Source organism: Tateyamaria sp. ANG-S1, from assembly GCF_000814025.1.
Taxonomy (GTDB): Bacteria; Pseudomonadota; Alphaproteobacteria; order Rhodobacterales; family Rhodobacteraceae; genus Tateyamaria.
Window position 1 is genome coordinate 579,495 of the sequence record NZ_JWLL01000005.1, and the last position, 23,872, is coordinate 603,366.

Annotated in this window: 25 protein-coding genes; 15 read left to right on the top strand and 10 right to left on the bottom strand. The window is 61.8% G+C overall.

What is annotated here, in order from left to right:
* Positions 1 to 22: 22 nt before the first annotated feature.
* From RA29_RS10160 to RA29_RS10190, 7 genes are all read left to right on the top strand, one after another.
* The gene (locus tag RA29_RS10160; RefSeq protein ID WP_193743509.1) at positions 23 to 1,516 is read left to right on the top strand and encodes a DUF4173 domain-containing protein; all 1,494 of its coding nucleotides are present in this window, start codon (positions 23 to 25) and stop codon (positions 1,514 to 1,516) included.
* The gene (locus tag RA29_RS10165) at positions 1,513 to 2,196 is read left to right on the top strand and encodes a response regulator transcription factor (protein ID WP_039685444.1); all 684 of its coding nucleotides are present in this window, start codon (positions 1,513 to 1,515) and stop codon (positions 2,194 to 2,196) included. Before RA29_RS10160 ends, RA29_RS10165 begins: the two co-directional genes overlap by 4 nt.
* Complete coding sequence (locus RA29_RS10170; RefSeq protein ID WP_039685446.1) at positions 2,181 to 3,125, top strand: HAMP domain-containing sensor histidine kinase; 945 nt, start codon at positions 2,181 to 2,183, stop codon at positions 3,123 to 3,125. The genes RA29_RS10165 and RA29_RS10170 overlap by 16 nt, the downstream gene beginning before the upstream one ends.
* Before the next feature lie 82 nt (positions 3,126 to 3,207).
* The gene (locus tag RA29_RS10175; protein ID WP_039685984.1) at positions 3,208 to 4,182 is read left to right on the top strand and encodes a zinc ABC transporter substrate-binding protein; all 975 of its coding nucleotides are present in this window, start codon (positions 3,208 to 3,210) and stop codon (positions 4,180 to 4,182) included.
* On the top strand, positions 4,179 to 4,976 hold the full coding sequence (locus tag RA29_RS10180) for a metal ABC transporter ATP-binding protein (protein WP_039685448.1): 798 nt from the start codon (positions 4,179 to 4,181) through the stop codon (positions 4,974 to 4,976). Before RA29_RS10175 ends, RA29_RS10180 begins: the two co-directional genes overlap by 4 nt.
* Positions 4,977 to 4,979: 3 nt before the next feature.
* Positions 4,980 to 6,182 (top strand): iron chelate uptake ABC transporter family permease subunit, encoded by a 1,203-nt coding sequence (locus RA29_RS10185; protein ID WP_039685450.1) that lies wholly within the window; start codon positions 4,980 to 4,982, stop codon positions 6,180 to 6,182.
* Positions 6,179 to 7,093 (top strand): metal ABC transporter permease, encoded by a 915-nt coding sequence (locus tag RA29_RS10190; RefSeq protein ID WP_039685452.1) that lies wholly within the window; start codon positions 6,179 to 6,181, stop codon positions 7,091 to 7,093. The genes RA29_RS10185 and RA29_RS10190 overlap by 4 nt, the downstream gene beginning before the upstream one ends.
* A gap of 162 nt (positions 7,094 to 7,255) precedes the next feature.
* Here the strand turns inward: RA29_RS10190 and RA29_RS21875 are convergent, their stop codons facing one another.
* Together RA29_RS21875 and uraH are read right to left on the bottom strand one after the other, a co-directional pair.
* Positions 7,256 to 7,873, bottom strand: a complete 618-nt coding sequence (locus RA29_RS21875) for a DUF6434 domain-containing protein (RefSeq protein ID WP_193743510.1) — start codon at positions 7,871 to 7,873, stop codon at positions 7,256 to 7,258.
* Between the two features lie 63 nt (positions 7,874 to 7,936).
* Positions 7,937 to 8,296 carry a hydroxyisourate hydrolase gene (gene uraH / locus RA29_RS10200; protein ID WP_039685456.1) on the bottom strand — a complete coding sequence of 120 codons (360 nt, stop codon included), beginning with the start codon at positions 8,294 to 8,296 and terminating at the stop codon, positions 7,937 to 7,939.
* A gap of 62 nt (positions 8,297 to 8,358) precedes the next feature.
* Between uraH and puuE the strand changes: the two genes are divergently transcribed.
* The 3 genes from puuE to RA29_RS10215 are packed head-to-tail and all read left to right on the top strand — an operon-like array spanning position 8,359 to position 11,064.
* Positions 8,359 to 9,780 carry an allantoinase PuuE gene (puuE, locus tag RA29_RS10205; RefSeq protein ID WP_039685458.1) on the top strand — a complete coding sequence of 474 codons (1,422 nt, stop codon included), beginning with the start codon at positions 8,359 to 8,361 and terminating at the stop codon, positions 9,778 to 9,780.
* On the top strand, positions 9,777 to 10,586 hold the full coding sequence (locus tag RA29_RS10210; protein ID WP_039685460.1) for a bifunctional allantoicase/(S)-ureidoglycine aminohydrolase: 810 nt from the start codon (positions 9,777 to 9,779) through the stop codon (positions 10,584 to 10,586). Before puuE ends, RA29_RS10210 begins: the two co-directional genes overlap by 4 nt.
* Positions 10,573 to 11,064, top strand: coding sequence for an ureidoglycolate lyase (locus RA29_RS10215; RefSeq protein WP_039685462.1), 492 nt, complete (start codon positions 10,573 to 10,575; stop codon positions 11,062 to 11,064). Before RA29_RS10210 ends, RA29_RS10215 begins: the two co-directional genes overlap by 14 nt.
* Before the next feature lie 63 nt (positions 11,065 to 11,127).
* On the opposite strand, the gene RA29_RS10220 is transcribed toward RA29_RS10215, so the two are convergent.
* From RA29_RS10220 to RA29_RS10230, 3 genes are read right to left on the bottom strand one after another with little or no spacing between them, the layout of a single operon-like run.
* The gene (locus tag RA29_RS10220; protein ID WP_039685464.1) at positions 11,128 to 11,889 is read right to left on the bottom strand and encodes an ABC transporter permease; all 762 of its coding nucleotides are present in this window, start codon (positions 11,887 to 11,889) and stop codon (positions 11,128 to 11,130) included.
* Positions 11,886 to 12,668, bottom strand: coding sequence for an ABC transporter ATP-binding protein (locus RA29_RS10225; RefSeq protein WP_039685466.1), 783 nt, complete (start codon positions 12,666 to 12,668; stop codon positions 11,886 to 11,888). Before RA29_RS10225 ends, RA29_RS10220 begins: the two co-directional genes overlap by 4 nt.
* Positions 12,669 to 12,723: 55 nt before the next feature.
* On the bottom strand, positions 12,724 to 13,731 hold the full coding sequence (locus RA29_RS10230) for an ABC transporter substrate-binding protein (protein ID WP_039685467.1): 1,008 nt from the start codon (positions 13,729 to 13,731) through the stop codon (positions 12,724 to 12,726).
* A 196-nt stretch (positions 13,732 to 13,927) separates the two neighbouring features.
* On the opposite strand from RA29_RS10230, the gene RA29_RS10235 reads away from it, so the two are divergent.
* Positions 13,928 to 15,277 carry an aminotransferase class III-fold pyridoxal phosphate-dependent enzyme gene (locus tag RA29_RS10235; RefSeq protein ID WP_039685469.1) on the top strand — a complete coding sequence of 450 codons (1,350 nt, stop codon included), beginning with the start codon at positions 13,928 to 13,930 and terminating at the stop codon, positions 15,275 to 15,277.
* 4 nt (positions 15,278 to 15,281) lie between these two features.
* Here RA29_RS10235 and RA29_RS10240 read toward each other — a convergent pair whose 3' ends face one another.
* The 5 genes from RA29_RS10240 to RA29_RS10260 all read right to left on the bottom strand — a co-directional run bounded on the left by RA29_RS10240 (position 15,282) and on the right by RA29_RS10260 (position 19,834).
* Positions 15,282 to 15,647, bottom strand: a complete 366-nt coding sequence (locus RA29_RS10240; protein ID WP_039685471.1) for a methylglyoxal synthase — start codon at positions 15,645 to 15,647, stop codon at positions 15,282 to 15,284.
* A gap of 19 nt (positions 15,648 to 15,666) precedes the next feature.
* Complete coding sequence (locus RA29_RS10245; RefSeq protein ID WP_039685473.1) at positions 15,667 to 16,581, bottom strand: GntR family transcriptional regulator; 915 nt, start codon at positions 16,579 to 16,581, stop codon at positions 15,667 to 15,669.
* Positions 16,582 to 16,706: 125 nt separating this feature from the next.
* Positions 16,707 to 18,236 carry a tripartite tricarboxylate transporter permease gene (locus RA29_RS10250; RefSeq protein WP_039685475.1) on the bottom strand — a complete coding sequence of 510 codons (1,530 nt, stop codon included), beginning with the start codon at positions 18,234 to 18,236 and terminating at the stop codon, positions 16,707 to 16,709.
* 33 nt (positions 18,237 to 18,269) lie between these two features.
* On the bottom strand, positions 18,270 to 18,797 hold the full coding sequence (locus RA29_RS10255) for a tripartite tricarboxylate transporter TctB family protein (RefSeq protein ID WP_039685477.1): 528 nt from the start codon (positions 18,795 to 18,797) through the stop codon (positions 18,270 to 18,272).
* A 68-nt stretch (positions 18,798 to 18,865) separates the two neighbouring features.
* Positions 18,866 to 19,834, bottom strand: a complete 969-nt coding sequence (locus tag RA29_RS10260; RefSeq protein WP_039685986.1) for a tripartite tricarboxylate transporter substrate binding protein — start codon at positions 19,832 to 19,834, stop codon at positions 18,866 to 18,868.
* A 275-nt stretch (positions 19,835 to 20,109) separates the two neighbouring features.
* Between RA29_RS10260 and RA29_RS10265 the strand changes: the two genes are divergently transcribed.
* The 4 genes from RA29_RS10265 to otnC all read left to right on the top strand — a co-directional run bounded on the left by RA29_RS10265 (position 20,110) and on the right by otnC (position 23,871).
* Positions 20,110 to 21,195, top strand: coding sequence for an isocitrate/isopropylmalate dehydrogenase family protein (locus RA29_RS10265; protein ID WP_039685478.1), 1,086 nt, complete (start codon positions 20,110 to 20,112; stop codon positions 21,193 to 21,195).
* Between the two features lie 89 nt (positions 21,196 to 21,284).
* Entirely contained in the window at positions 21,285 to 21,959 is a 675-nt protein-coding gene (locus tag RA29_RS10270; protein ID WP_039685480.1) for an aspartate/glutamate racemase family protein, read from the top strand.
* Positions 21,953 to 23,233 (top strand): 3-oxo-tetronate kinase, encoded by a 1,281-nt coding sequence (gene otnK / locus RA29_RS10275; RefSeq protein ID WP_039685482.1) that lies wholly within the window; start codon positions 21,953 to 21,955, stop codon positions 23,231 to 23,233. Before RA29_RS10270 ends, otnK begins: the two co-directional genes overlap by 7 nt.
* On the top strand, positions 23,230 to 23,871 hold the full coding sequence (gene otnC / locus RA29_RS10280) for a 3-oxo-tetronate 4-phosphate decarboxylase (RefSeq protein ID WP_039685484.1): 642 nt from the start codon (positions 23,230 to 23,232) through the stop codon (positions 23,869 to 23,871). The genes otnK and otnC overlap by 4 nt, the downstream gene beginning before the upstream one ends.
* The last annotated feature ends 1 nt before the right edge of the window (position 23,872 follow it).

Here is a 23,872-nt window from a genome sequence, read left to right on the forward strand (position 1 = left end):
AAGCAGCGAAAGGGGCAGAGCGATGCAGGCGAATGTGATACCGGGTGTGCCGGTCAGGATGCAGCAGGACGGGTGGTGGCTGGATGATCCCGTCGATCCCGTGCGCCGACGGCAGGCTGCGCGTAGGCGGGACGGTGGCAAGGCACTGCTGCTGGTGGCGCTGATTGCTCTGGGCGATGTGCTGGTTTGGGATACAGCACCGGGGATCAACTTGGCGCTATTCGCAGGTGTTGTTCTGATGGTGGGGCTTGGCCTGGCTTGGCCACGTCTGTCCGTGCGGGCGCGCTTCGCGGTCGCAATGGGCGGCGTTCTGAGCCTGTTGCCGCTGGTCGAGTTGGTGCAGCCCTTGTCCGTGCTGATTGCACTGGTCGGGCTGTCACTTTGCATGGCGGCGGTTGCGGGTCTGTCGCGCGCGGATGTGCTGCGTGGTGCGGCGCGGCTTTGGTGGGTGGCGCCGGTGCAATCCGTGTCGGACGGTGCAGGGTGCGTCAGGAGTGTTGGTGAGCTGAGCCTTGCTCGGTCTGACATGCGCAACATCGCGCTGACTTGGGTGGTTCCGGTGGCTGCGAGCGCGTTGTTCGCCGTTCTCATTCTGGCGGCCAACCCGGTTCTGGATCGCTGGGTGGCCGATGTGCTTTCGCTGGATGTATCAGGCCCCGAATGGGGGCGTGTCTGGTTCTGGGGTGTTTTGTCTGCTGCGATCTGGCCCGCACTGGTGACTTACCGGATGCGGGAACGCCTGCGGGCACGTAAGCCGGTGCGGATGACTGTGCGTCGTCCGGGTCTTGTGAATGCGGGTTCTGTTGCGCGGTCGCTTGTGGCGTTCAACCTGCTGTTTGCCGTGCAAACCGGCATGGACGTGCTGTTTCTTTATGGCGACGCGACCCTGCCGGATGGGATCAGCCCGGCGACCTATGCGCATCGCGGCGCTTACCCCTTGCTTGCCACTGCCCTGCTGGCCGGGCTGTTTGCTGTCGTGGCGCAGCCGTTTCTGGCGGGCAAGCCCATGTTGCGTGGACTGATGCTGTTGTGGCTGACACAGACCATGGCGCTGGTGGTGGCGTCGATGTGGCGGCTGGACTTGTATGTCGATGCCTTTGGCCTCACGCGCCTGCGCATCGCGGCGCATATCTGGATGTGGCTGGTGGCGATTGGTCTGGGGCTGGTTGTTTGGCAGATCTGGAAAGACAAACCGGCAAGCTGGATGATGCTGCGCAGTGGGGCGTTGGGGGCTGCTGTACTCTATGCCTGCGCGTTCTACAGTTTCGATGGCCGGGTTGCGGCGCACAATCTGTCTGTCGCGGACGCGCCGGACCTAGCCCTGCTGTGCCGGTCGTCGGAGGATGTGATCCCCGCCATGGCTGCCACCTACGGCCCAAGTTGGCGGGCAGCCTGTGTTTCGTTCTACGACATGCCGGAAGTGTTCGAGCCTGCGGACTGGCGCGAATGGGGCTTTCGCAACTGGCGCACGCGCAATAGCCTGCGCGCCATGACGACCGAGGCCGCCGTTCCATGACGCAAATGCACCTTCTGGTGATCGACGATGACCCGCACATCCGGTCGGTCCTGCGCGTCGCCCTGCAGCAGGCAGGCCATGCGGTGGACGAGGCTGGCGATGGGGCCGAGGGGCTGACCAAGGCGCGCACGGGGCGCTACGACCTGATCGTTCTGGACATTGGATTGCCCGAGATGGATGGCCTCGCACTGTGCCGTGCGCTCCGCCAGAGCGATGATACCCCGGTGTTGTTTCTGACCGCGCGTGAGGATGAGATTGATCGCGTTCTGGGGTTCGAGCTGGGTGGCGACGACTATGTGACCAAACCCTTTTCCCCGCGCGAGTTGGTGGCGCGGATCGGTGCAATTCTGAAGCGCGCGCGCTCCGGATCAAAGCCTGATCTGGCGCGAGGTGTGCTGCGTCTCGACCCGTCTCGGCATCTGTGCGAGGTGGCGGGCAAGTCGCTGACCCTGACTGCGCGCGAGATGGAGATCTTGGCGCATCTGATGGCGCGGCCCAATCATGTCGCGGCGCGGCCTGCGTTGGTCGATGCTGTCTATGGCGGCGCTGTGGTCAGCGATCGGACGCTCGACAGTCATTTACGCAACCTGCGGGCCAAGCTGGCAGAGGCGGGTTGCGCTGACGCGATTGAAACGGTGCACGGCGTCGGCATTCGGATGGGTCCATGCGCGGGATCGTAAGGAAGTGGCGCCCGCCCTTGGCCTTTGTCCTGGGCGGTACGCTTGTGGCTGTTCTGGCTATGCCACTGATTGGCATCGTGAACCTGCGCCTGTGGGGCAATGTGCTGGGCTGGGGCGAAGCGGCGGCGATTGTCGTTGGTATTGCCGTCGTGTCGACGGTTGTCCTGGCCTTTCTGTTGTGGCGGCTGGTGCTGCGCCCCGTCTGGATGCTGGACCGATATGCGCGCGCCGTCCGTTCCGGAACCCGCCCGGAGGCGCCCGTGCATTTCGGCACGCCCGAGTTCACGACACTTGCCACTAGCGTCATGGGGATGAGCGAGAGCCTGCAAAGTCGCGCGGATACCCTGCAAGCCTATGCCAACCATGTGACACACGAGCTGAAGTCGCCGCTGACTGCAATTCGAGGTGCGGCAGAGTTGCTGGAGGGCGGGGTTGCTCCTGCCGATGCAGGCGCGCTGAACACCACCATCAAAGAGGCATCTGCCCGGATGCAGACCCTGCTCGATGACCTGACACGGCACGCGCAGGCGGCGACGTCGTCCGGGCCGGGCGCGTCGCGCGTGTCGGATGTTGTGGAGGACCTGAAGGCCCCGCTGAACGTAACCGTTGTCACGGACGGAGTTGTGGGACTGAGTGCAGATGATTTACGCACCATACTCACTCAGCTTGCGGGCAATGCGCATGCTCATGGCGCGACAGAGATGACGCTTGCAGTCGTGCGCGACGCGCTTGAAATCGCGGATAACGGGCCCGGTGTCAGTGCGGGCAACCGTGACCGCATCTTTGACCCGTTTTTCACCACCCGCCGCGCACAAGGTGGGACCGGAATGGGGCTGAGTATCGTGCGCAGCCTGGTGCAGGCCCGCGGCGGGCGGATTGAGTTGCTTGAAGACGGTCTAGGTGCCCGGTTTTTGATCAGAATGGACTGATCCATCCGCTGCGCGCGAAAATGTTATTGCGAGTCACTCGCATTCCATTGACTTCTTGCGAATGGTTCTCATATTCAAACGCATGACACAGATACCCGCATTCGCCCCGTCCCGTCGTGCAGTTCTTGCTGGTCTTGGCGCATTGGTCGCCGCACCGGCCTATGCCGCATCCTCACCCCTGAACATTGTTTCGACGACTGGCATGATTGCCGATCTGGTGCGGAACATTGGAGGCGATCAGGTGTCTGTCACCGGGCTGATGGGCGCGGGCGTGGACCCGCATGCCTATCGCCAGACCCGTAGCGACATCGTTGCCATGACGCGCGCCGATGCCGTCATGTGGCATGGCTTGTACCTTGAGGCGCAGATGGAAGACTTCCTGCTCGACCTCGGGCAAACGAAACCCGTCCACGCCATCGCAGAGACCGTGAACCCCGACCTGCTGGTCGCGCACGAGGATTACGAGGGCCGCTTCGATCCCCATATCTGGATGGATCCCGAGCTGTGGGTGCAGTGCGTCCCCGCCGTGGTCGATGCGCTGGCAGAGCTGCGCCCCGAGGCGCGCGCGCAGTTCGAGGCGAACGCCGCCGCGTTCAAGGAAGAGGCGCAGGCCCTGTCGGCATATTCGGCTGATCTGTTGACCAGTGTGCCGGCTGAGCGGCGCGTTCTGCTGACGGCGCATGACGCCTTTGGGTACTTCGGCTCGGCCTACGGGTTTGAAGTGATGGGCATTCAGGGCATCTCGACTGAAAGTGAAGCGGGTTTGAACCGGATCAGCACGCTTGTCGATTTCCTGGTGGAGCGCCAATTGCCTGCCGTCTTTGTGGAAACCTCGGTGTCCGACCGCAACATTCGCGCGCTGGTCGAAGGGGCCGCGGCGCAGGGCCATGAGGTTCAGATCGGTGGGTCGCTCTTTAGCGACGCGATGGGGCCGGACGGTACATATGAAGGCACCTGGCTTGGGATGATTGACCACAATGTCACCACCATCGCCCGGGCGCTGGGTGTGGATGCGCCTGCTGGCGGGCGCCTTGGCAAGCTAAGGGCTGCTGCATGAATCTGACCCTCGTCACCGACCATGACACAGATCAGGCTGTGCGGGCTGCAAGCCCGCTGGCCGTGCGTGGGATGACTGTTTCCTATGGCCAGACGCCTGCGATTTTCTCGGTCGATATGACCCTGCGGACCGGTGCGATGACCGCGATTGTCGGTCCGAACGGGGCTGGCAAGTCGACGCTGCTCAAGGCGGCGCTTGGGGTGATCACGCCACTGGCGGGGTTGGTCACGGTCTTTGGCGGAGCGATGGCGGACATGCGCGACCGCATCGCCTATGTGCCGCAGCGGACCAGCGTGGACTGGGATTTCCCGGTGCGCGTCATCGACGTTGTCATGATGGGGATGTACCGGCGGCTTGGTCTGCTGGGCCGCATACGTGGCCGCCACCGCGCCCTGGCCCGTGATTGCCTTGACCGGGTTGGCATGACCCACTTTGCGCATCGCCAGATCGGGCAATTGTCCGGTGGCCAGCAGCAACGGGTGTTCCTGGCCCGCGCCCTTGCGCAGCAGGCCGATATCTACGTTCTGGACGAACCTTTTGCGGGCGTGGATGCGGCCACGGAAAAGGCGATTGTCGCGGTTCTTCAAGGGCTTCGCGATGCGGGCAAGACTGTTTTGGCAGTGCATCACGACCTGGCCACGGTGCCGGATTATTTCGACGATGTGGTGCTGTTGAACACCCAAGTCGTTGCTGCCGGACCGGTCGCTGACACATTTACCGAAGAGAACCTGAACGCCGCCTATGGCGGTCGTCTGACCACAGCTCGGGCGGACCCGGAAAGCGTGGCGGGCTAAGCCATGCTGGCCGATGCGCTGCTGTTGCAGCTTGGCTATAACGCGACGCTTGTGGCGATTGGGGCGGGGCTTTTGGGCGTCGCCTCTGGCGTTGCGGGCACCTTCCTGTTTTTGCGAAAGCGTGCGCTTGTCAGCGACGCGATTTCCCATGCCACTTTGCCCGGCGTTGGCCTTGCCTTTGTCGTGATGGTGGCGATGGGGGGCGAGGGGCGATCCCTCTTTGGTCTTCTTCTCGGAGCGGGCGTTTCGGCGGCCATTGGGCTCTTATGTGTGCATTGGCTGACCCGGCGGACGCGGCTGGGTGAAGATGCGGCTATTGGTGCTGTTTTATCAGTGTTTTTCGGTTTTGGCGTGGTCATGCTGACCGTGATCCAGACCATGAATGCGGGCCGTCAGGCGGGGCTCGAAGGGTTCCTGCTTGGCTCGACTGCGGGCATGTTGCGCAGCGATGCGATCCTGCTGGCGGTGTCTGCGGCGGCGGTTCTGGCCCTGGTCCTGATCCTGCGCCGACCACTGGCGCTGGCCGCCTTTGATCCCGGCTATGCCGAGGCGACCGGGTGGTCGCTGCCCCGCATTGATCTGGCGATGATGGGGATCGTGCTGGTGGTCACGGTTGTGGGGCTGAAGGTGGTGGGGCTGATCCTGATTGTTGCCTTGCTGATCGTCCCTGCAGTGACGGCCCGGTTCTGGACGGAGCGGGCAGATCATGTGGTGATCATTGCGGGCGTTGTTGGGGGGCTGTCCGGCTATGTGGGCGCGGCGGTTTCTGCAACTGCGCCTGCGCTGCCGACAGGGCCGATTGTTGTACTTGTGGGCTTTGGCATCTTTCTGTTTTCTTTGCTGTTTTCGCCACGGCGTGGCGTGCTGGCATCTGTCCTGACCCACCTGCGCTACCAGCGCCGGGTGCATGTGCGACAAGGGCTGCTGGCGCTCGCGCAAGGGCAGCCGATTTACGAGGCGCTGACGCAGCGTTTGTTGACCCGTGCGGGGCTGATCTTGCCCGACGGTGTGCCCACGGCTGAGGGGCAGGCGGCGGCGTCAAAGGCGCTGCTTGACGAGACGCGGTGGGCGATTGTGCGGGGGGATCAGGCCTATGCCTTGGCGGCAACGCGGTATGACGGTTTGACGCCGATTGAGACAGTTTTGACGCCAGATCAACTGTTTGAAATTGATGCTAAAATCAGTGCGCCAGAGGTCGTTGCGTGATGGGGGCCGAGTTCGTTGCCCTGTCCCTGCCCCCGATGGTGATCGGGGTGTTGGTCGCCATTGCTTGCGCGCTGCCGGGGAATTTTTTGTTGCTGCGTCGGCAGGCGCTGATCGGGGATGCGATCAGCCATGTGGTGTTGCCGGGGATCGTGGTAGCGTTCCTGCTGACGGGGCTTGTGGCGACTGGGCCTATGCTGCTGGGCGCTGCTGGTGCGGCGGTGATTGCGGTGGTTGCGATTGAGGCTGTGCGGCGGCTGGGGCGGATTGAATCTGGCGCTGCGATGGGGGTGATTTTCACGGCCATGTTTGCGGGTGGTGTGCTGCTGTTGGAGCAGTCGGATACGTCGAATGTGCACCTGGATGTGGAACATGCGCTCTATGGCAATCTTGAGAGTTTGATCTGGCTGGATGCGACGGGTTGGGCGTCTTTGCTGGATCCTGTGGCGCTGGCAGGACTGCCGGTCGAGCTGTCGCGGATGGTGCTGGCGCTGATCGTTATTGCCTTGTTTCTATGGCTCTTTTGGCGACCTTTGGCGCTGTCGACGTTTGATGAAGACTTTGCCCGTGGGCTGGGCATTCGCACCGGGCCGCTGGGGCTGGCGCTGGTGATCATGTCGGCGATTGCGGCTGTTGCGGCCTTTGACGCGGTGGGGTCGATCATCGTTATCGCGATGTTCATTTGTCCGCCTGCGGCGGCGCGGATGATGACGAACCGGCTTGGGCATCAGGTGGCGTGGTCATGCCTGTTTGCGGCCTTGGCGGCGGTGCTGGGATATGTGCTGGCGGGGTACGGCCCGCTGTGGATCGGGGCCGGTGCGTCGGTCAGTGCGGCGGGGATGATTGCGACCGTATCAGGGATCATTCTGGGCGTTGCCGCGGTCGCGGGGCCCCACCGTACGCGCAACAGTTAACGGCGCGATCTGCCGCAACGTCACACATTGCCGCGTTAACCCCTTATTTTGCTGGGAAATGGCGCTGTCACCCCCTGTGCACCGTCCGTACACCCCCTGTGCACCCCTTCGGCATCGTATGGGGGGATTTTGACGGGTTAACGGTGCGTGCGGTGGGAAAGGTCAGCGAGAAGTTAATGCGCGTGGGCGCTCATCCACCGGTCCGGTGTCTTCGCTGTTGAGGGCGGTCAGGTCGCCCGTTTCGAAGTGGACGTAACCGCCGGGGGCGGGTTGGATTTTCTTGGCGTCCCAGCAGGCCTTGGCCTGATCCAGTGTCAGGTCGGGATGCGTGTCGCGGGCGTCGCGCAGGTATTGCAGGTAGTTGTTGCAGGTCGCGATCTCACGCCGGAAGGTCGGGTCATCCTTGCGTGCCTCAAATGTGCGCCATGCCTGTTCTGCGTCTGCGAGCGTGGCCCCCGCATTGGCGCGCATCCAGTCCATGAAATCGCTGTGGCAGGAGAATTTCGGGCCGATCACCGATTTGAAGTATCCCCGGACATTCGGGCCGAAAGAGACATTGTCTGTGATCACCGTGTCTGGCGTGAGCTTTGCCTTGGCCCAGTTGAAGCTGCTTGTTCCGCCGCGCCTTGGTGCCTTTGGCAAGGGTGCGCCGGACAGGGCGGCGGCAACGCGATCCCGAAGGATGGCCTTGGTCCCGGTGGCGGCGATCTCGAGCCCCGCGCAGAACTCCTTGAGCGCTTCGACCGGCCAGTACCAGCGGTCGAACTCGGTCGCGGTCATTGTGATGTCAACGGGTGGGCGCGTGTCTGTCATGCCCGGCAGGTATTGCACGCGCCCGCTTCGTCAACTGCCGCGATAGGTGGAATAGCCGTAGGGTGAGAGCAGAAGTGGTACGTGGTAGTGCGCCTCGGCGTCCGTGATCCCGAAGCGGATTGGCACCTGGTCGAGAAACTTGACCTCATCCGTCGATAGCCCGTGCCGGTCGAGATAATCGCCGCAGAAGAAGATCAGCTCGTATTGCCCTTGGTCCATCTTGCCTTGGGGCAGGATCGGGCTGTCGGTGCGGCCGTCGGCGTTGGTTTCGGCCTCGGCGATTTTCTTGTGGCTGTTGCCGCTCACCCGGTAGAGCGCAATTTTTATGCCAGCGGCAGGCACCCCGCGCGCGGTGTCGAGGACATGGGTGGTGAGGTATCCGGCTGCCATTGCATATCCCCTTGTTTGGTCGCAGATTGTCGGCATCTCACCTTGATTGTCTGGGGAAGTCCATGGCCGAGTTGCCACCGCGGTATCCGCGCGATTTTCATGTCTACGGGGCCTGTCGGCCCGATGCGGCGTGGCCCGGTGGGGCGCGTATCGCCGTGTCCTTTGTCCTGAACTACGAGGAGGGAGGCGAAAACTGTCTGTTGCATGGCGATGCGGCGTCGGAGGCGTTTTTGTCCGAGATTGTGGGTGCTGCGCCGTGGCCCGGGCAGCGGCATTGGAACATGGAAAGCATCTATGACTACGGTGCGCGGGCGGGGTTCTGGCGGTTGCATCGCCTGTTTACCGAGACGGCGGTGCCGGTGACGGTTTATGGCGTGGCAACGGCTTTGGCCCGCAGCCCTGCGCAGGTCGAGGCGATGCAGGACGCCGATTGGGAGATTGCGTCGCACGGGCTGAAATGGATCGACTACAAGGATCATTCGGTTGAGGATGAGGCGGCGGATATGGATGCGGCCATTGCCCTTCATACCGAGGTGACGGGGGAGCGTCCGCGCGGTTGGTATACGGGGCGCTGTTCGGTGAACACTGTGCGTCTGGCGTCTGAACGCGGCATGGATTGGATCAGCGACACCTATGATGATGATCTGCCCTATTGGGCGCGGATCGGGGACCGGGATCAGTTGATCTTGCCCTATACGCTGGACTGCAACGACATGCGTTTTGCCACGCCGCAAGGGTTCAATTCGGGTGATCAGTTCTTTGCCTATCTGCGTGACACGTTCGATGCGCTTTATGCCGAGGGGGCCGCGGGGCGGCCCGCGATGATGTCGGTTGGTTTGCATTGCCGCTTGGTGGGTCGTCCGGGCCGTGTGCAGGCGCTGCGGCGGTTCATTGAGTATGTGCAGGGGCATGAGGGCGTGTGGTGTGCGCGGCGGCAGGACATTGCGGCCCATTGGGTCAAGGCGCACCCGCCTCTGCCTGAGCGTGGGTGGATTCATATGGATCGCGCCGCGTTCGTTGAGCGGTTTGGCGGGGTGTTCGAGCATTCGCCGTGGATTGCTGACGGGGCCTATGCGCTTGAATTGGGTCCGGCCCATGACACAGCTCAGGGCCTTCACAGCGCGTTGTGCCGGGTGTTTCGCGCTGCGTCCGAGGGCCAGCGGTTGGATGTCTTGCGCGCCCACCCCGACTTGGCAGGCAAGCTGGCCGCGGCCAAGCGGTTGACGGCGGAGAGTACCGAAGAGCAGGCGAGTGCGGGTCTGGATACGCTAACGGATGAGGAGCGTGCGGCCTTTGAGCGGTTGAATGCGGAGTACACCGAGAAGCATGGGTTTCCGTTCATCATCGCGGTGAAGGATCACGACAAGGCGGGCATCCTGCGCGCTTTTGAGCGGCGGCTTGGCAATGAGACGGATGTCGAGATGGCCGAGGCCTGTCGTCAGGTCGAACGTATCGCCCGGCTGCGGTTGGAGGCGATGGGATGAACTACGCCTTTCCCCCCGGCGGGTTGCCGAGCCAGAACGAGCATCCCGAAAGCACGGCGATCTTCACCGAAGCCTATGCCGTCATTCCGGCGTCGGTGCAGCGGGACATTGTGACCTCGTTCCTGCCCGGCTGGGACAGCACGCGGGTTTGGATTTTGGCGCGGCCCCTGAGCGGGTTTGCGGAGACCTTTGCCCAATATGCGATCGAGTTGAACCCCGAGGGGGGCAGCAATGACCCCGAGCCGGATATGGATGCGCAGGCGGTGCTGTTTGTAGCCCATGGTGAGGCGCATTTGACCTTGGGCGCAGACCTGCACGAGCTGCGGGCGGGCAGCTTTGCCTATATCCCGCCCGGTGCGCGGTGGACCTTGTGGAACCGGTCTGACGAGGTCTGCGGTGTGCATTGGGTGCGCAAGAAATACGTGCCTGGCGCGGGGCTGAGCCTGCCGGATGCGTTGGTGACGCACGAGCTGGACGTGCCCCCCGCGCCTATGCCGGATTGCGGGAACATGTGGGCCACGCAGCGTTTTTTGGACCCGCTAGATTTGCGCTATGACTGCCACGTGAACATCGTGAATTTCCAGCCCGGTGGCCGCATTCCCTTTGCCGAGACGCATGTGATGGAGCACGGGCTCTATGTGCTGGAGGGCACGGCGGAGTATCTGCTGAACAAGGATTGGGTGAGCGTGGGGCCGGGAGATTTCATGTGGCTGCGCGCGTTCTGTCCGCAGGCGTGTATTGCGACAGGAGACGGGCCGTTTCGGTATCTGCTCTATAAGGATGTGAACCGGCATGTCCCGCTATGAGATCACGGCGCAGCCCTTAACGGTAGAGGCGTTTGCGCCTTTTGGGGATGTGCTGGATTGCGCGGGTGAGCCCGACAAGATCATCAATGCCGGACTGTGCGGGCGGTATCACGACCGGGCGCGGCTGGACTTTGGTGACGGTCGGGCGGGGGTCAGCCTGTTCAATGCTGAACCGCGCAGCTTGCCTTATACGCTTGATCTGCTGGAGCGGCATCCGGAGGGGTCGCAGTGCTTTGTGCCGATGTCGGAGCATCCGTTTCTGGTGATTGTCGCCCCGGATGAAGGTGGCAAACCGGGTGAACCGCTCGCGTTCCTGACGTCACCGGGTCAGGCTATCAATTTTCATCGCGGGACATGGCACGGGGTGCTGACGCCGTTGCATGCGCCGGGGCTTTTTGCGGTGATCGACCGGATCGGGGACGGTGCGAACCTTGAGGAAGTGCACCTAGATCCGCCCTACACTGTTTCTTCTGACTGAAAATACGACGGGGTTTGGGGCAGAGCCCCAAGCAAAAAATGTCGTCGCCAAGCGGCCTTTGGATCACGTCGGGTTGCGTTCGGCCCAGCCGGCGAAGACTTTTTCCAACGCCACCACGACGTAGTAGAGGACGATGCCCATCAACGCCAAGGCGATCAGGACGGCGAACATCAGGGGGTAGTCCGCGCTGATCTTGCCGCTGTCGAAGAGATGCCCGAGGCCACGGCCGTGGGGTTCGACGATCTCCATCAAGTTGGTGCCGATGAAGGCCAGTGTGACGGCGACTTTGAGGGCTCCGAAGAACTCGGGCAGGGTCTTGGGCAGGGCGATTTTCCAGAAGATGGTGAACTTGGACGCGCCGAGGGAGGCGAGGATGTCGCGGTATTCGGGTTCAAGGGTCGAGAGGCCGATGGAGACGGAGACGGCGATGGGGAAGAAGCTGATCAGGAACGCGATCAGGATCGTGTTCATGTCGTGTTGGCCCACGAACATGAGCGCGATGATGGGCACGACAGTGGCCTTGGGGATCGCGTTGAAGCCGACGAGCAGGGGGTAGAGCGCGTCGCGCATGGTGCGCGACAGGCCCATGATCATGCCGAGGAAGACGCCGAAGACGACGGACAGGAGCAGGCCGACGACGGTGCGCCACAGCGTGTCCCAGCCGTATTCGAGGAAGAGGCCGCGGAACTTCCAGAAGGCGGGCCAGATGTCGGAGGGCGAGGCCATTTTGTAGTTGGGCCAGCCGTTGACCCAGACGAGCCATTCCCAGAAGAGGCCAAAGAGGATGAGGGCGGCGAGGGGGACGCCGATCTGGCGGAGGGTCATGCGGCCTCCCTCCCTTGGGCGATGCGGATCTGCTGGCGCAGGGTGTTGAGGGCGTCAGCGCTTTCGGGGGTGTAGAGCATTTCGATGTCGCGCTCGCCCGTCAGGTGGACGTCCATGACGTATTGGGTTTTGGCCGGGCGACCCGACAGGACGATGACTTGGTCGGCGAGGAAGATCGACTCGCGCAGGTCGTGGGTGATGAGGACGCCGGTAAAGGGTTCCTCGGCCTTGACCTTGTGCATGGTCTGCCAGAGGTCTTCGCGGGTGAAGGCATCGAGCGCGCCGAAGGGTTCGTCGAGGATCAGCACTTCGGGCTTGTGCACGATGGCGCGGCAGAGGGAGGCGCGTTGGCGCATGCCGCCTGACAGCTCTGACGGGCGTTTGTCTTCGAAGCCTGCAAGGCCGACGAGGTTCAGGAGGTGGCGGGCGCGGTCGTCGCGCGCTTTGCGGCTCATCCCCGTGTCGACGATTTCGAGGGGGAGCATGACGTTTTGCAGGATGGTCCGCCATTCAAGCAGGACTGGGTTCTGGAAGGCCATGCCGACGGTGGATTTGGGGCCTTTGACCAGTTCGCCATGGAGCCAGACTTCGCCCGCGTCAGGCTTCATCAGGCCCGCGATGAGGCGAGTCAACGTGGACTTGCCGCAGCCCGAGGGGCCCACGACGGCGGCAAAACCGCCTTCCGGTACGCTGAGTTCTAGCCCGTCCAGCACGGGCAGCGGGCCTGAAGGGGTTTTGTAGGCGTGGCGCACGCCCTTGATGTCTATGAGATTGCTCATGGGCGTGCGCTTTTCTTGTCCTCAAGTAGCGAAGCGATAGGACGTAAAAAACGTCTTACTGGAGTTTCCGCGCGTCTGCGGCGGGCAGGTATGCGTCGGTGAAGTAGAGGCTCGCGTCGGGTGTGTTCTGGAACTCGTAGGTTTCGGCCAGTTGCTCTAGCGCGGTTGCCATGCGGTCGGCATCAACCGCGCCCATGCCATTGGCTTGCACTGCGTCCGTCAGCACGTTGGCGTCGATGGCCAGTTGTAGGCGGCGTTGTTCGAGGGCTGCGTCAGCCGCCGGGTTGCGCTCGATCAGGCTGGCGATAGCGGTCTCGGGGTCTGCGATGGCGTCTTTCCAGCCTGCGGCGACAGCGGTGAGGAAGCCGGTGACGATCTCGGGGTTGGCTTCGGCGAAGTCGGTGTTGGCGATGATCGCGTTGCCGTAAAGCTCCAGGCCGTAGTCAGCCATGAGGATGGTCGAGATGTCTTCCTCTGGCACGCCGAGGCGTACGAGGTTCAGGAAGGACGAGAAGCTGAAGCCAGTGACCGCGGCTACGTTGCCTTCGGCCAGCATCGGTTCGCGTGTGGGGAAGCCCACGGGTTCCACCGTGATCTTGTCCATGTCGAGGCTGTTTGCCGTGGCGAAGGCCGGGAATTGCGCCCATGCGCCGTCGGGGGGCGGGGCGCCCAGAACGCGGCCTTCGAGATCTTTGGGTTCGGACACGCCCAGCGATTTGCGGCCCACGACAGCGAAGGGCGGTTTGTCATAGACCATCATCACAGCCGTGACGGGCGCGCCGGGGTTCTGGTCGAGGAATTTCACGAGGCTGTTGATGTCGGCAAAGCCCATAGGGAACGCGCCCGAGGCCACTTTTGGGATCGCGTCGAGCGAGCCCTGGCCTGCGGAGATTTCGACGCTCAGATCGGCGGCGCCAAAGTGGCCGTTGTCGATGGCGGTGAAATAGGGGGCGGAGGGCCCTTCGAACTTCCAGTCGAGGGCGAAGGGGACGTCTGTTTCGGCATAAGCGGCGGTGCCGAGCATGGCCGTGGCCGCAAAGGCGGCGAGGGTGCGTTTGAGCATAGGTCTCTCCCAGGTGGTGACTGCGCGACGTTAGGGGGTGGCGTTCCGGGACGGAACGGCTGCCCCCCTGCCGCGTCGTGTTCTTTGCGCCGGGACTGTGCGGTGTGCTGAAAAATTATGCAACGGATTTCAAATTGGATTGTGTGGGGCGGTGGTTCGTGGCCTTCTGGGCGCACACCCAGAGGGAGGTTCGACGATGAAAGACGACAATTTCCTGCGCGCCAACAATGCCCGGCATATGTGGCATCCGATGGGGCACCCGGGCGAAGCGATGGCCCATGCGCCGACGATCATCACGGGCGCCGATGGGTCGGTGATTGAGGATATTGACGGGCACAAGACGGTCGATGCCGTTGGGGGCCTGTGGTGTGTGAACCTTGGGTACTCAAATAACGCCGTGAAGGATGCGATTGCGAAGCAGCTTTATGATCTGCCGTACTATTCCGCGTTCTTTGGCACGTCGAACCCGACGGCGATTGAGGCGTCATATGCCGTGCGTGAGTTCTTTGCCGAGGATGGCATGGCACGGGTATTCTTTACGTCGGGCGGGTCGGATTCGGTTGAGACGTGTCTGCGGTTGGCGCGGCAGTATCACCGCATCAAGGGCGAGCCGGGGCGAACGAAGTTCCTGTCGTTGAAGAAGGGCTATCACGGGACGCATTTTGGCGGGGCGTCTGTGAACGGGAACAATCGGTTCCGGGTGGCTTATGAACCGCTGATGCCTGGGTGTTTTCACCTGCCGTCGCCGTACACCTACCGCAATCCGTTTCACGAGACGGACCCGGCTAACCTGGCGCAGCATATTGCGGCGGCGATGGAGGATGAGATCCAGTTTCAGGGGCCGGGCAGCATTGCTGCCTTTATCATGGAGCCCATTCAGGGCGCGGGCGGTGTCATTGTTCCGCACGAGACGTTCATGCCGCTGATGCGCGAGATTTGTGATCGGCACGGCATTCTGATGATCGCTGACGAGGTGATTACTGGCTTTGGCCGGACGGGCGACTGGTCCGGGTCGCGGCATTGGGGTGTGCAGCCGGATATGATGTCCTGCGCCAAGGGCATCACCTCGGGCTATTTCCCGGTGGGGGCTGCGTTGATGAGTGACGCGGTGGCGGAGGTGTTTGAGAGCGCCGATGCTGATGGGGCGATTTTTCATGGCTACACCTATTCGGCGCATCCTGTCGGGGCGGCGGCGGTGACGGCGTGTCTGGAGGAGACTTTGCGGCTGGATATCAAGGCCAACGCGGGGCCGCGGGGTGGGCAGCTTTACGAAGGATGCGTGGCCTTGATGGAAAAGCACGACATCGTGGGCGATGTGCGCGGTGGGCATGGGTTGATGACGGGTGTGGAGCTGGTCAGTGATCGGGCGACCAACGCACCGCTGGATGCCGACACGATGAAGCGCGTCCACAAAGCCACCTATGAAGCCGGGGCCATGGTGCGGGTCGGGGGAAACAACATCATGATGTCGCCGCCGCTGGTCGTGACGGAGGCCGAGATTGCCCAGGTCCTGAGCGCGCTTGATGCGGGGCTGTCGGCGGCTTGATGGATCAGCCGGTCGAGAGCAGACGTGACGCGGTCGCTTCGTTCACGGCCAAAAGGGTGTCGTAGAGGATCGCGAGCCGCAGGAGTGACTTTACATCGACGTCGTGCGGCAAGGCCGACAGCGGGTCGATGAAGAAGATCAGGGCGTCGAGTTTGCCTTCGGCAATCATTGCGCCGATCTGGGCATCGCCGCCATGGGGGCCGCTTTTCAGCCTCTGAACGTGCAGCCTGGTTTCATCGTTGATGCGCCCGCCTGTCGTGCCCGTCGCGTAGAGGGTGCTTTGGGCAAGCGTCCCTTCGTGCGCTTTGACCCAGGAGATCATCTGATCCTTCTTTTGATCATGCGCCACCAGCGCAATTGACTTGATCATATGTGATCCCTTTCAGGCGCTATTCATCCCGTTTGCCTGCATCCGCGGCCCAGGTCCATGTTAATGGCGACTTGCGTTTCAATGCGCCGCTGAGATGCTTGCGCATCTTGTGCGAGGCATCGAGGTTGTCACCCGCTTCGAGCATGTCGAGGATTTCCAGATGTTCGGTACATTGTTCGACGAGCCGCTCGTGATTCACTTCGGCGCGGTACTCCATCAGCCGTCGCATCCGGTTGACTCGCTGAAGCGCCATGAAGAAGAACAGGTTGCCTGATAGCTTGATCAGTTCCTCGTGGAAGGTTGAGCCATTTGCGAGGAGCGACTCCGCCGGAACCGAACTGAAGTCCATGTCCAGCATGCTTTCCTGAATGCGTCGCTGTTCGGACAGGATGGTGCGATCCAGTTCAAAGGATGGCTCAAGCATGGCGGCGGGCTCAATCGCCATTCTGAACCGGTAGATTTCGTCAAAGGCCTCGGGCGTGTTGGCGACCGGAAGGAACCGCCATCCGTATCCCTCCTTGCGCTCGATCCAGCCTTCGCGCGCGGCGCGCACAAGGACTTCGTTCATGCGCGCCTTGGTCCAGCCGTAGCGTTGGCGCAGGAAGTGTTCCGTGACCTCTTCGGGCAGACGATTGACCAGCCAGTCTTCGGCCAGCCTGTGATATTCGTCATCCTCGGAATTGGTTGGCGCGTCGAGCGCTTCGGTCATTGCGTCGGCATCCGGCTCGGCCACGAAGAACCCGCGATTTTCCTGCCGGATCAGGAAGCCGCCGCTTTCAAGCAGGTTCATGGCTTCGCGCACGGGGGTGCGGGATACGCCATAGCGATCCGCAAGCTGCTGCGCGCCCAGATGCTGTCCGGCAGAGATGCCGCCGGACGCTATGTCCTGAAGCAGACGTTTCGAAATCCGTTGTGCAAGATCGCTTGTGCGCATGGCTGGGCTGGCCCTTTCCTCAACATGCGGGACGTGGACGACCCGTTTCGCCAAGATTGCACGGGGAATGCAAAATGGTAAGGATATTCGCGCATTTTGATACCATCAGGTGCAATCAGCCGGCCTCAGCCTTGCATGGCGCTTTGACGCTTCCGGCTTCTGTTGATCAGGTTGAGGGCAATCGGCACTAGGATGACTGCCACCAGAATGATCGACAGAACAAGTGATACGGGGCGTTCCCAGAAGAGGCTCATGGTACCCTGCGAAATGATGTAGGTTTGCAGGAAGGTTTCTTCTGCCATCGACCCGAGCACCAGTGCCAGTACGGTGGCCGCGGGCGAGTAGCCGTATTTCTTCATGGCAAAGCCGATCAGTCCGCTGCCAACAAGGATCCAGGTTTCCACAATGCTTGCGTTGATGGCAAAGGCCCCGATCACGCAGAGCAGAACGATCACCGGGACGACATTAACGTAGGGAATGTCGAGGAATTTTACGAAGAGCGGGATGGCGAAGATGCTCATCGCGATCAGGATCATGTTGCCAAGATACATGCTGGCAATGAGGCCCCAGACGAATTCGGGGTCGTTGACGATCAACAGCGGGCCGGGTTGCAGGCCCCACATCAGGAAGGCGCCGAGCAGCACGGCCGTCGCGCCTGAACCGGGGATGCCAAGTGACAAAAGTGGCACCATTGCCCCGGCAGAGGCCGCGTTATTGGCGGCTTCCGGGGCGACCAGCCCGCGCATTTCGCCCTTGCCAAACTTTTCAGGGTCTTTGGCCACCTTCTTTTCCACCGAATAGCCGATGATCGACCCGAGCGTGGCGCCCGAGCCGGGCAGGACCCCGGCGATGAAGCCGATCACGGAGCCGCGCCAGAAGGTCCAGCGGGATTCGTGGTAGTCCGTTTTCGAGGGCCAGAACTCCTTGTCCCGGAAGCTTACCCGCAAACGCTTGGCCGGCTCACGGTGCTGCCCGTTGAAGATGCAGTGCAGGAGTTCGCCGATGCCGAACAGGCCAATGGCCACAGCCACGAAATAGACCCCGCCGATCAGTTCGGGCGAGCCGAAGGTGTAGCGTTGCTGACCGCTCATCACGTCGACGCCGACGGTTCCGATGGCAAAGCCGATCAGGGCCGAGATGAACCCCTTGAACTTGTTGTCGCCCATCATCGTGGTCAGCATCAGCAGGCCGACGGCGATGATCAGGAAGTATTCGGACGGGCCGAAGGAGGCGGCGAAGTTGGCCAGTGACGGGGCGAGGGCGGTGATGAGGATCACGCCGACCGTTCCGCCGAAGAAGGAGGCGATTGCCTGCATGACCAGCGCCGGGCCTGCGCGCCCCTTTTGCGCCAGTGGGTAGCCGTCGATGGTTGACGCCACGGTTGCCGATTCACCCGGCGTGTTGATCAGGATCGACGTGATCGTGCCGCCATACATCGACCCGTAGTAGATGCCCGCCAGCATGATGATCGCGATGGTCGGGGTCAGGCCAAAGGTCATGGGGATCAGCACGGCGATCCCGGCGGCGGGGCCGAAGCCCGGGAAGAGCCCGACGATCATGCCCAGAAAGGCACCAATCACCAGAAACAGGAACCCTTCGGGCGATCCGGCCACGCTAAGGCCAAGCGAGAGGTTGGAGACGATTTCAGCGAACATGGGGAGGAGCCTTTCGAGCGATCAGGCGTCGTATCAGAAACCAAAAGGGGATGTGGGGAGCGAGGCGTTCAGCAGGATCTTGAACAGGCCGTAGAGAAAACCCGGCAAGGCAAGACTGTAGATCACGTTGCTGACGGGATGCGCGCGATTGAAGGTGAAGAGGAAGGCGAGCATGAACATCACCATGGCGATGAGCGCGCCGACGATCTTCATGATGGCGACGAAGGCGCAGATGTAGGCGAAGACGATAAAGACGTCGCGCCCGAATTCGGGACCGCCGTCGATGGCATGCGCATCAACACCAAATGTATCGGCCTTGGCCTCTGCTTCGGGGTCGGCCAGATGGCGTGGCGCTACACCGTTTTGTCGCGCTGCCCGCCATTCCCGCACATCGCCCCACAGATTGACCGCGGTCGACAGGATCAGCAGCACACCGATCACCAGCGGAAAGAACCCCGCAGCCGGTCGACCCGAAGACGTCACAAGCGTCAGCGTGGTGAGGCCGTAGATTGTATATCCAATCGCAAGCACCAGAAGTGCTGCGGCAAACCATTTTTTCATCGGACCTCCCCCTCCGATCTGCCAGACAGCCATGGGCGCAGAGCACGCCCATGGCAGCTTTGGTTTCACTATTCCTGGATTGCGCCGATCTCGACGAGTGTTGCGCGGTACTGTGCGCTTGTCTCTTCAAGGTAGGCTGCGAATTCGTCACCCCAGATCGGGTTGCCCGACATGCCGTTGGTTGACAGGTATTCCTGCCATTCGGGCGTTTCGATCACTTTCTGGAGTGTCGCAACCCACCAGTCCTGGACCTCTGCATCCACACCGCCGGGCATGACGACACCGCGGGGCAGCGAAAAGCTGAAGTCATAGCCGAGTTCCATGAAGGTCGGCACATCGGGGTTGTTTGTGCTGCGTTCCGTGTCGGAGAAGGCAAGCGCCGTCAGGGTGCCCGCCTCAAGCTGGCCAGAGACTTCGGATGGGTTCGCCACGACAGCATCGACGCTGCCGGAGGTCAGAGCCGTGACGAGTTCACCGCCCGAGCCAATGGGCACGTATTCGAATTCGATCTCTGCGGATTGGGCAAAGAGTTCAGCCGTGACCCGCTCTGGCCCGGCAGAGCCGCTGCCTGCGATGGTCACGCGACCAGCATTTGCCGCTGCGACAAAGGCATCCACGCTGTCAAAGTCGGAATCGCTGCGCACGACCAGAAGCATCGCGTCACTGGCCAGTAGGCCCACAGGCGTGAAATCCGCATAGGTCCAGTCGGTGTCTGCCACCAGCGGTGTGCCGATGAAATTGCCGCTGGTCGAGGTCAGGCGCTGACCGTCTCCGGCTTGCCGCGCCACATAGCTGAAGCCGACGGCACCGCTGCCGCCTTCGCGGTTTTCGACCACGATGTCACCTTCATAGAGGTCATAGGACCGCAGAATATCGACGACTGTGCGCGACATCCGGTCATTTCCGCCGCCGGGGCCGAAGGCAATCGTATAGGTCAGCCGATCCGACCCATAGCTTCCAGCCATCGCCGGAAGCGATAGGGCGGCGGCCGTCAGGCTGACCGCTGCTCCTGCAACAAGGGTGCGCCGTTTGATCATGGTTTCCTCCCTTTGATCATTTTGCATTTTTAAACGCCTTTGTGCAGTAGGCGGATGAATTGCATCATGTCAAGTTAAAAAGCAAAGTATTGTTCTGCGTATTATTGCGCATCAGTGCTCGTATTGCCCCGCGTATACGCAGTCTTGCTTAGATTCCATTCAATGAATGGTGTCTGGCTTCGTCGCGCTGCATTTGATTGCGGGTTGCATTTTGCTTTTTATAATTTTAAAGAGCAAAAATACACACAAGACGAACCGATGGGAGGAAGTGTTCAATGAAGCTGATGGTGCTGCCCTGTGATGGCATCGGGCCGGAAATCATGTCCGCAACGCTGGATGTGGTGGCTGCGGCCAGTGCGCGTTTCGATCTTGGTCTTACCTTCCATGAAGAGGTTTCAGGCTTCGACAGTCTGAAGTCCCATGGAATCACCTTGCGGGAAGAGGTGCTCGACCGGGCGCGGACGGAATTTGACGGTGTCATTCTCGGCACGCAGTCGCATATGGACTATCCCCCGGTGGCCGAAGGCGGGCGCAATGTGTCAGCGGGCTTTCGCATTGGTCTTGACCTCTATGCCAATGTCCGCCCGGCGCGCAGCCGCGACTTTCTGATCAACAAGGCGCCGGGCATGGATCTTGTGATCATGCGTGAGGCGACCGAAGGCTTTTATCCCGACCGCAACATGTTCAAGGGCGTGGGTGAGATGATGCCTGACCCGGACATGGCACTGTCTGTCCGCAAGATCACGCGCCACGGGTCCATGCGGATATGCCGCGAGGCCTTCAAGCTTGCCATGCAGCGGGACAAGAAGGTCGCGGCGATCCACAAGGCCAACTCTTTCCTGATGACCGACGGTTTGTTTCTTGAATGCTTCCGCACGGTCGCCAAGGACTTTCCCGAGGTTGAGACCGAAGAGTTGATTGTTGACGCCTTTGCCGCGCTGCTCGTCCGGCAGCCCGAAAAATACGATGTGGTGGTTGCGACGAACTTCTACGGCGACATCCTGTCTGATCTGGCGTCGGAGTTGTCCGGATCGCTTGGTCTGGCGGGGTCCATCAATGCGAATGCGGAAACGGGTCTGTGCTGTGCGCAGGCGCAACACGGGTCGGCCCCCGACATCGCTGGCCAGAATGTGGCCAATCCGACATCGCTGATCCTGTCGGCAGCCATGATGCTGACTTGGTTGGGGGAACAGCGCGGTGTTGCGCCGTTGATGGATGCCGGTGCAGCGATTACGGATGCCGTTGACGCGGTTATTGACGATCCGGCCAAGCGCACCCGTGACCTTGGTGGATCAGTGAACACAGACACTTTCGGTCGTTTTGTGGCAGATGCGGTGGCGGCACAGGCTGTCGCTGCCTGATCTCCCAATCGCGAGCGTTCGGTTCGCGACAACGGTGGCGCTGCCCCCTCCCTCGCAGCGCCACCATCCCTCCTTCAAAGGATACGGTGATGCCAAGGATTGCCCTTGTCCACGCAACCAGACTTGCAATCTACCCGATAGAGAAGGCTGCACGCCGCCATTGGCCCGAGGCCGAGATGATCTCGATCCTTGATGAAGCGTTGTCGATCGATCGGCGGGCGTCGCATGACATGCCGGAGAGCCTGCGCGCGCGCATTGTTGCTTTGGCGACATATGCGGAAACCACCGGGGCTGAGGGCGTGCTTTTCACATGTTCGGCCTTTGGCGGTGCGATTGAGGAGGCGGATCGCCAAAGTGTTCTGCCGATCATGAAACCGAATGAGGCGATGTTCGACGCCGCTTTGGCCTGTGGTGATAGGGTTGCAATGATCTACACCTTTCCTCCGGCCGCCGGGGGTATGGAAGAAGAGTTCCGACAGGCTGCGTTGGCTGGCGGGCACAACGCTCGGCTGTCCTCTTACTTTTGCGAGGATGCGCTGGAGGCGAAACAGGCGGGCCATCATGCTGAGCATGATCGTCTGATCGCGCGGACCGCGCAGCAGATCGAGGATGCGGATGTGATCATGCTGGCGCAGTTTTCCATGGCGGATGCCGCAGAGGAGGTGCGCAAGCACTGCGCGGTCCCTGTGCTTTCAAGTCCGGACGCAGCCGTGACCGAGATGCGCCGCCGGGTCGAGGCGCAGGCGAGGGTGGTCGCATGTTGATCGGTGTCATCGCGGACGACTTCACCGGCGCAAGCGATATTGCCAACACGCTGGCCAAGGGGGTTGCCCCCGAGGGTGGTTTGCGCACCGCGCAGTTTGCGGGCGTTCCCGCCGGACCTGCGCCTGACGACATTGACGCGGGCGTTGTATCCCTGAAAAGCCGCACCGCCCCAGTGGCAGATGCCGTGCGTGACAGCCTGGAGGCGCTCGCGTGGCTTTGTGCGCAGGGGTGCCAGCAGATTGTTTTCAAGTATTGCTCGACCTTCGATTCCACGAAGGAGGGCAATATCGGTCCGGTCGCGGCAGCGCTTGCCGATGCGCTGGGTGCGGATAAGGTTGTGTTCTGCCCGGCCTTTCCCACGACTGGGCGCACGGTCTACCAGGGGCACCTGTTTGTTGCAGACACGCTGTTGAGTGCGTCCGGGATGGAGAACCATCCGCTCACCCCAATGTCCGATCCGGACATCCGGCGCTGGTTGTCTCATCAGACGACAGAAGCTGTCGGTCACCTGCCTTACACAGATGTCGTGCGTGGGTGCGGGGCGATTGAGCAATCCTTGCGATCAGCCAAGGATCGCTTTGTCGTGGCTGATGCTGTGACGGATGCCGACCTGCTTGAACTTGGTCAGGCGCTGGCTGATGCTGTCCTGATCACGGGTGGTTCTGGCATTGCGCTTGGCCTGCCGGGGAACCTGATCCGTGCGGGTGCTGCGGCCGGTCGTTCCCCTCTTGCGATGGAGCTGGCGGGGGCCGAGGCAATCATGGCCGGGTCGTGTTCCGGCGCGACGCTGGGCCAGATCGACGTGCACGCAGCGAACCACCCAACTCTGCCTATTGATGTGCCCGGTGTCATGCAGGGCCATGTCACGCTCGATCATCTTCTTGAATTCTATGCAGCCAATGTTGGTTATGCCCCGCTGGCCTACTCCTCTGGCACACCGGAAGAGGTGAAGGATGTGCAACGCCGCTTTGGAAAGGATGCGGTTGCCGAAAAGCTCGATGCGCTTTTTGCAGACACAGCGGTGGCGCTGGTTGAGCGCGGCTGGCGACGGATCGTCGTGGCGGGCGGTGAAACCTCGGGCGCAGTGGCGCAGGCGGTTTCGAATGCGTTTGCCGCACCCGCGATGGCAATCGGTCCAGAGATTGATCCGGGCGTCCCTGTCCTGACCCTGACGGGGCAAGAGACAGTCGCGCTTGCCCTCAAGTCGGGCAATTTCGGTGCCCCCGACTTCTTTACCAAGGCGTTGCAGGTGATGGCGGAGGGACGCGCGTGAGTTCGGAAGAAGGCGATCTGCGGAAGCAGATGGCAAAGCTGTGCCGTTCACTTTTTGAGCGCGGTTTTTCTGTTGGTACCGCGGGCAATGTGTCGGCACGGCTGTCTGACGGCATTCTGATGACGCCCACCAACGCCACCCTGGGTGACATCGACCCAGACCGGATTGCCAAGATCACGCTGGATGGCCGCCACATCGCCGGGGACAATCCCACGAAAGAGGTCTTTCTGCATCAGGCGTTCTACGAAACGCGCCTGGATGCCGGTGCCGTAGTTCATCTGCATTCCACATGGGCCACGGCCTTGTCCTGTCTGAAGGATATCAACCCCCTGGACTGCGTGCCGCCCCTGACGCCTTATGTGGTGATGCGTGTCGGGCCGGTGGGCCTTGTTCCTTATGTCAAACCGGGCGACCCTCGGGCCGGAGATCTTATCCGGGCGTTGGAGGGCCGGTATGCCGCCGTTTTGCTGGCCAATCATGGGCCGGTTGTGTCTGGCAAGACCTTGTTCTCTGCTGTTTGCGCGGCGGAAGAGCTGGAAGAAACGGCAAAGCTGCTTGTCGCGCTGCACGCCTTGCCAACCCGCTATTTGACGGCGGCGCAGGTGGATGAGTTGAACACCACATTCGGAAGGATTTGAG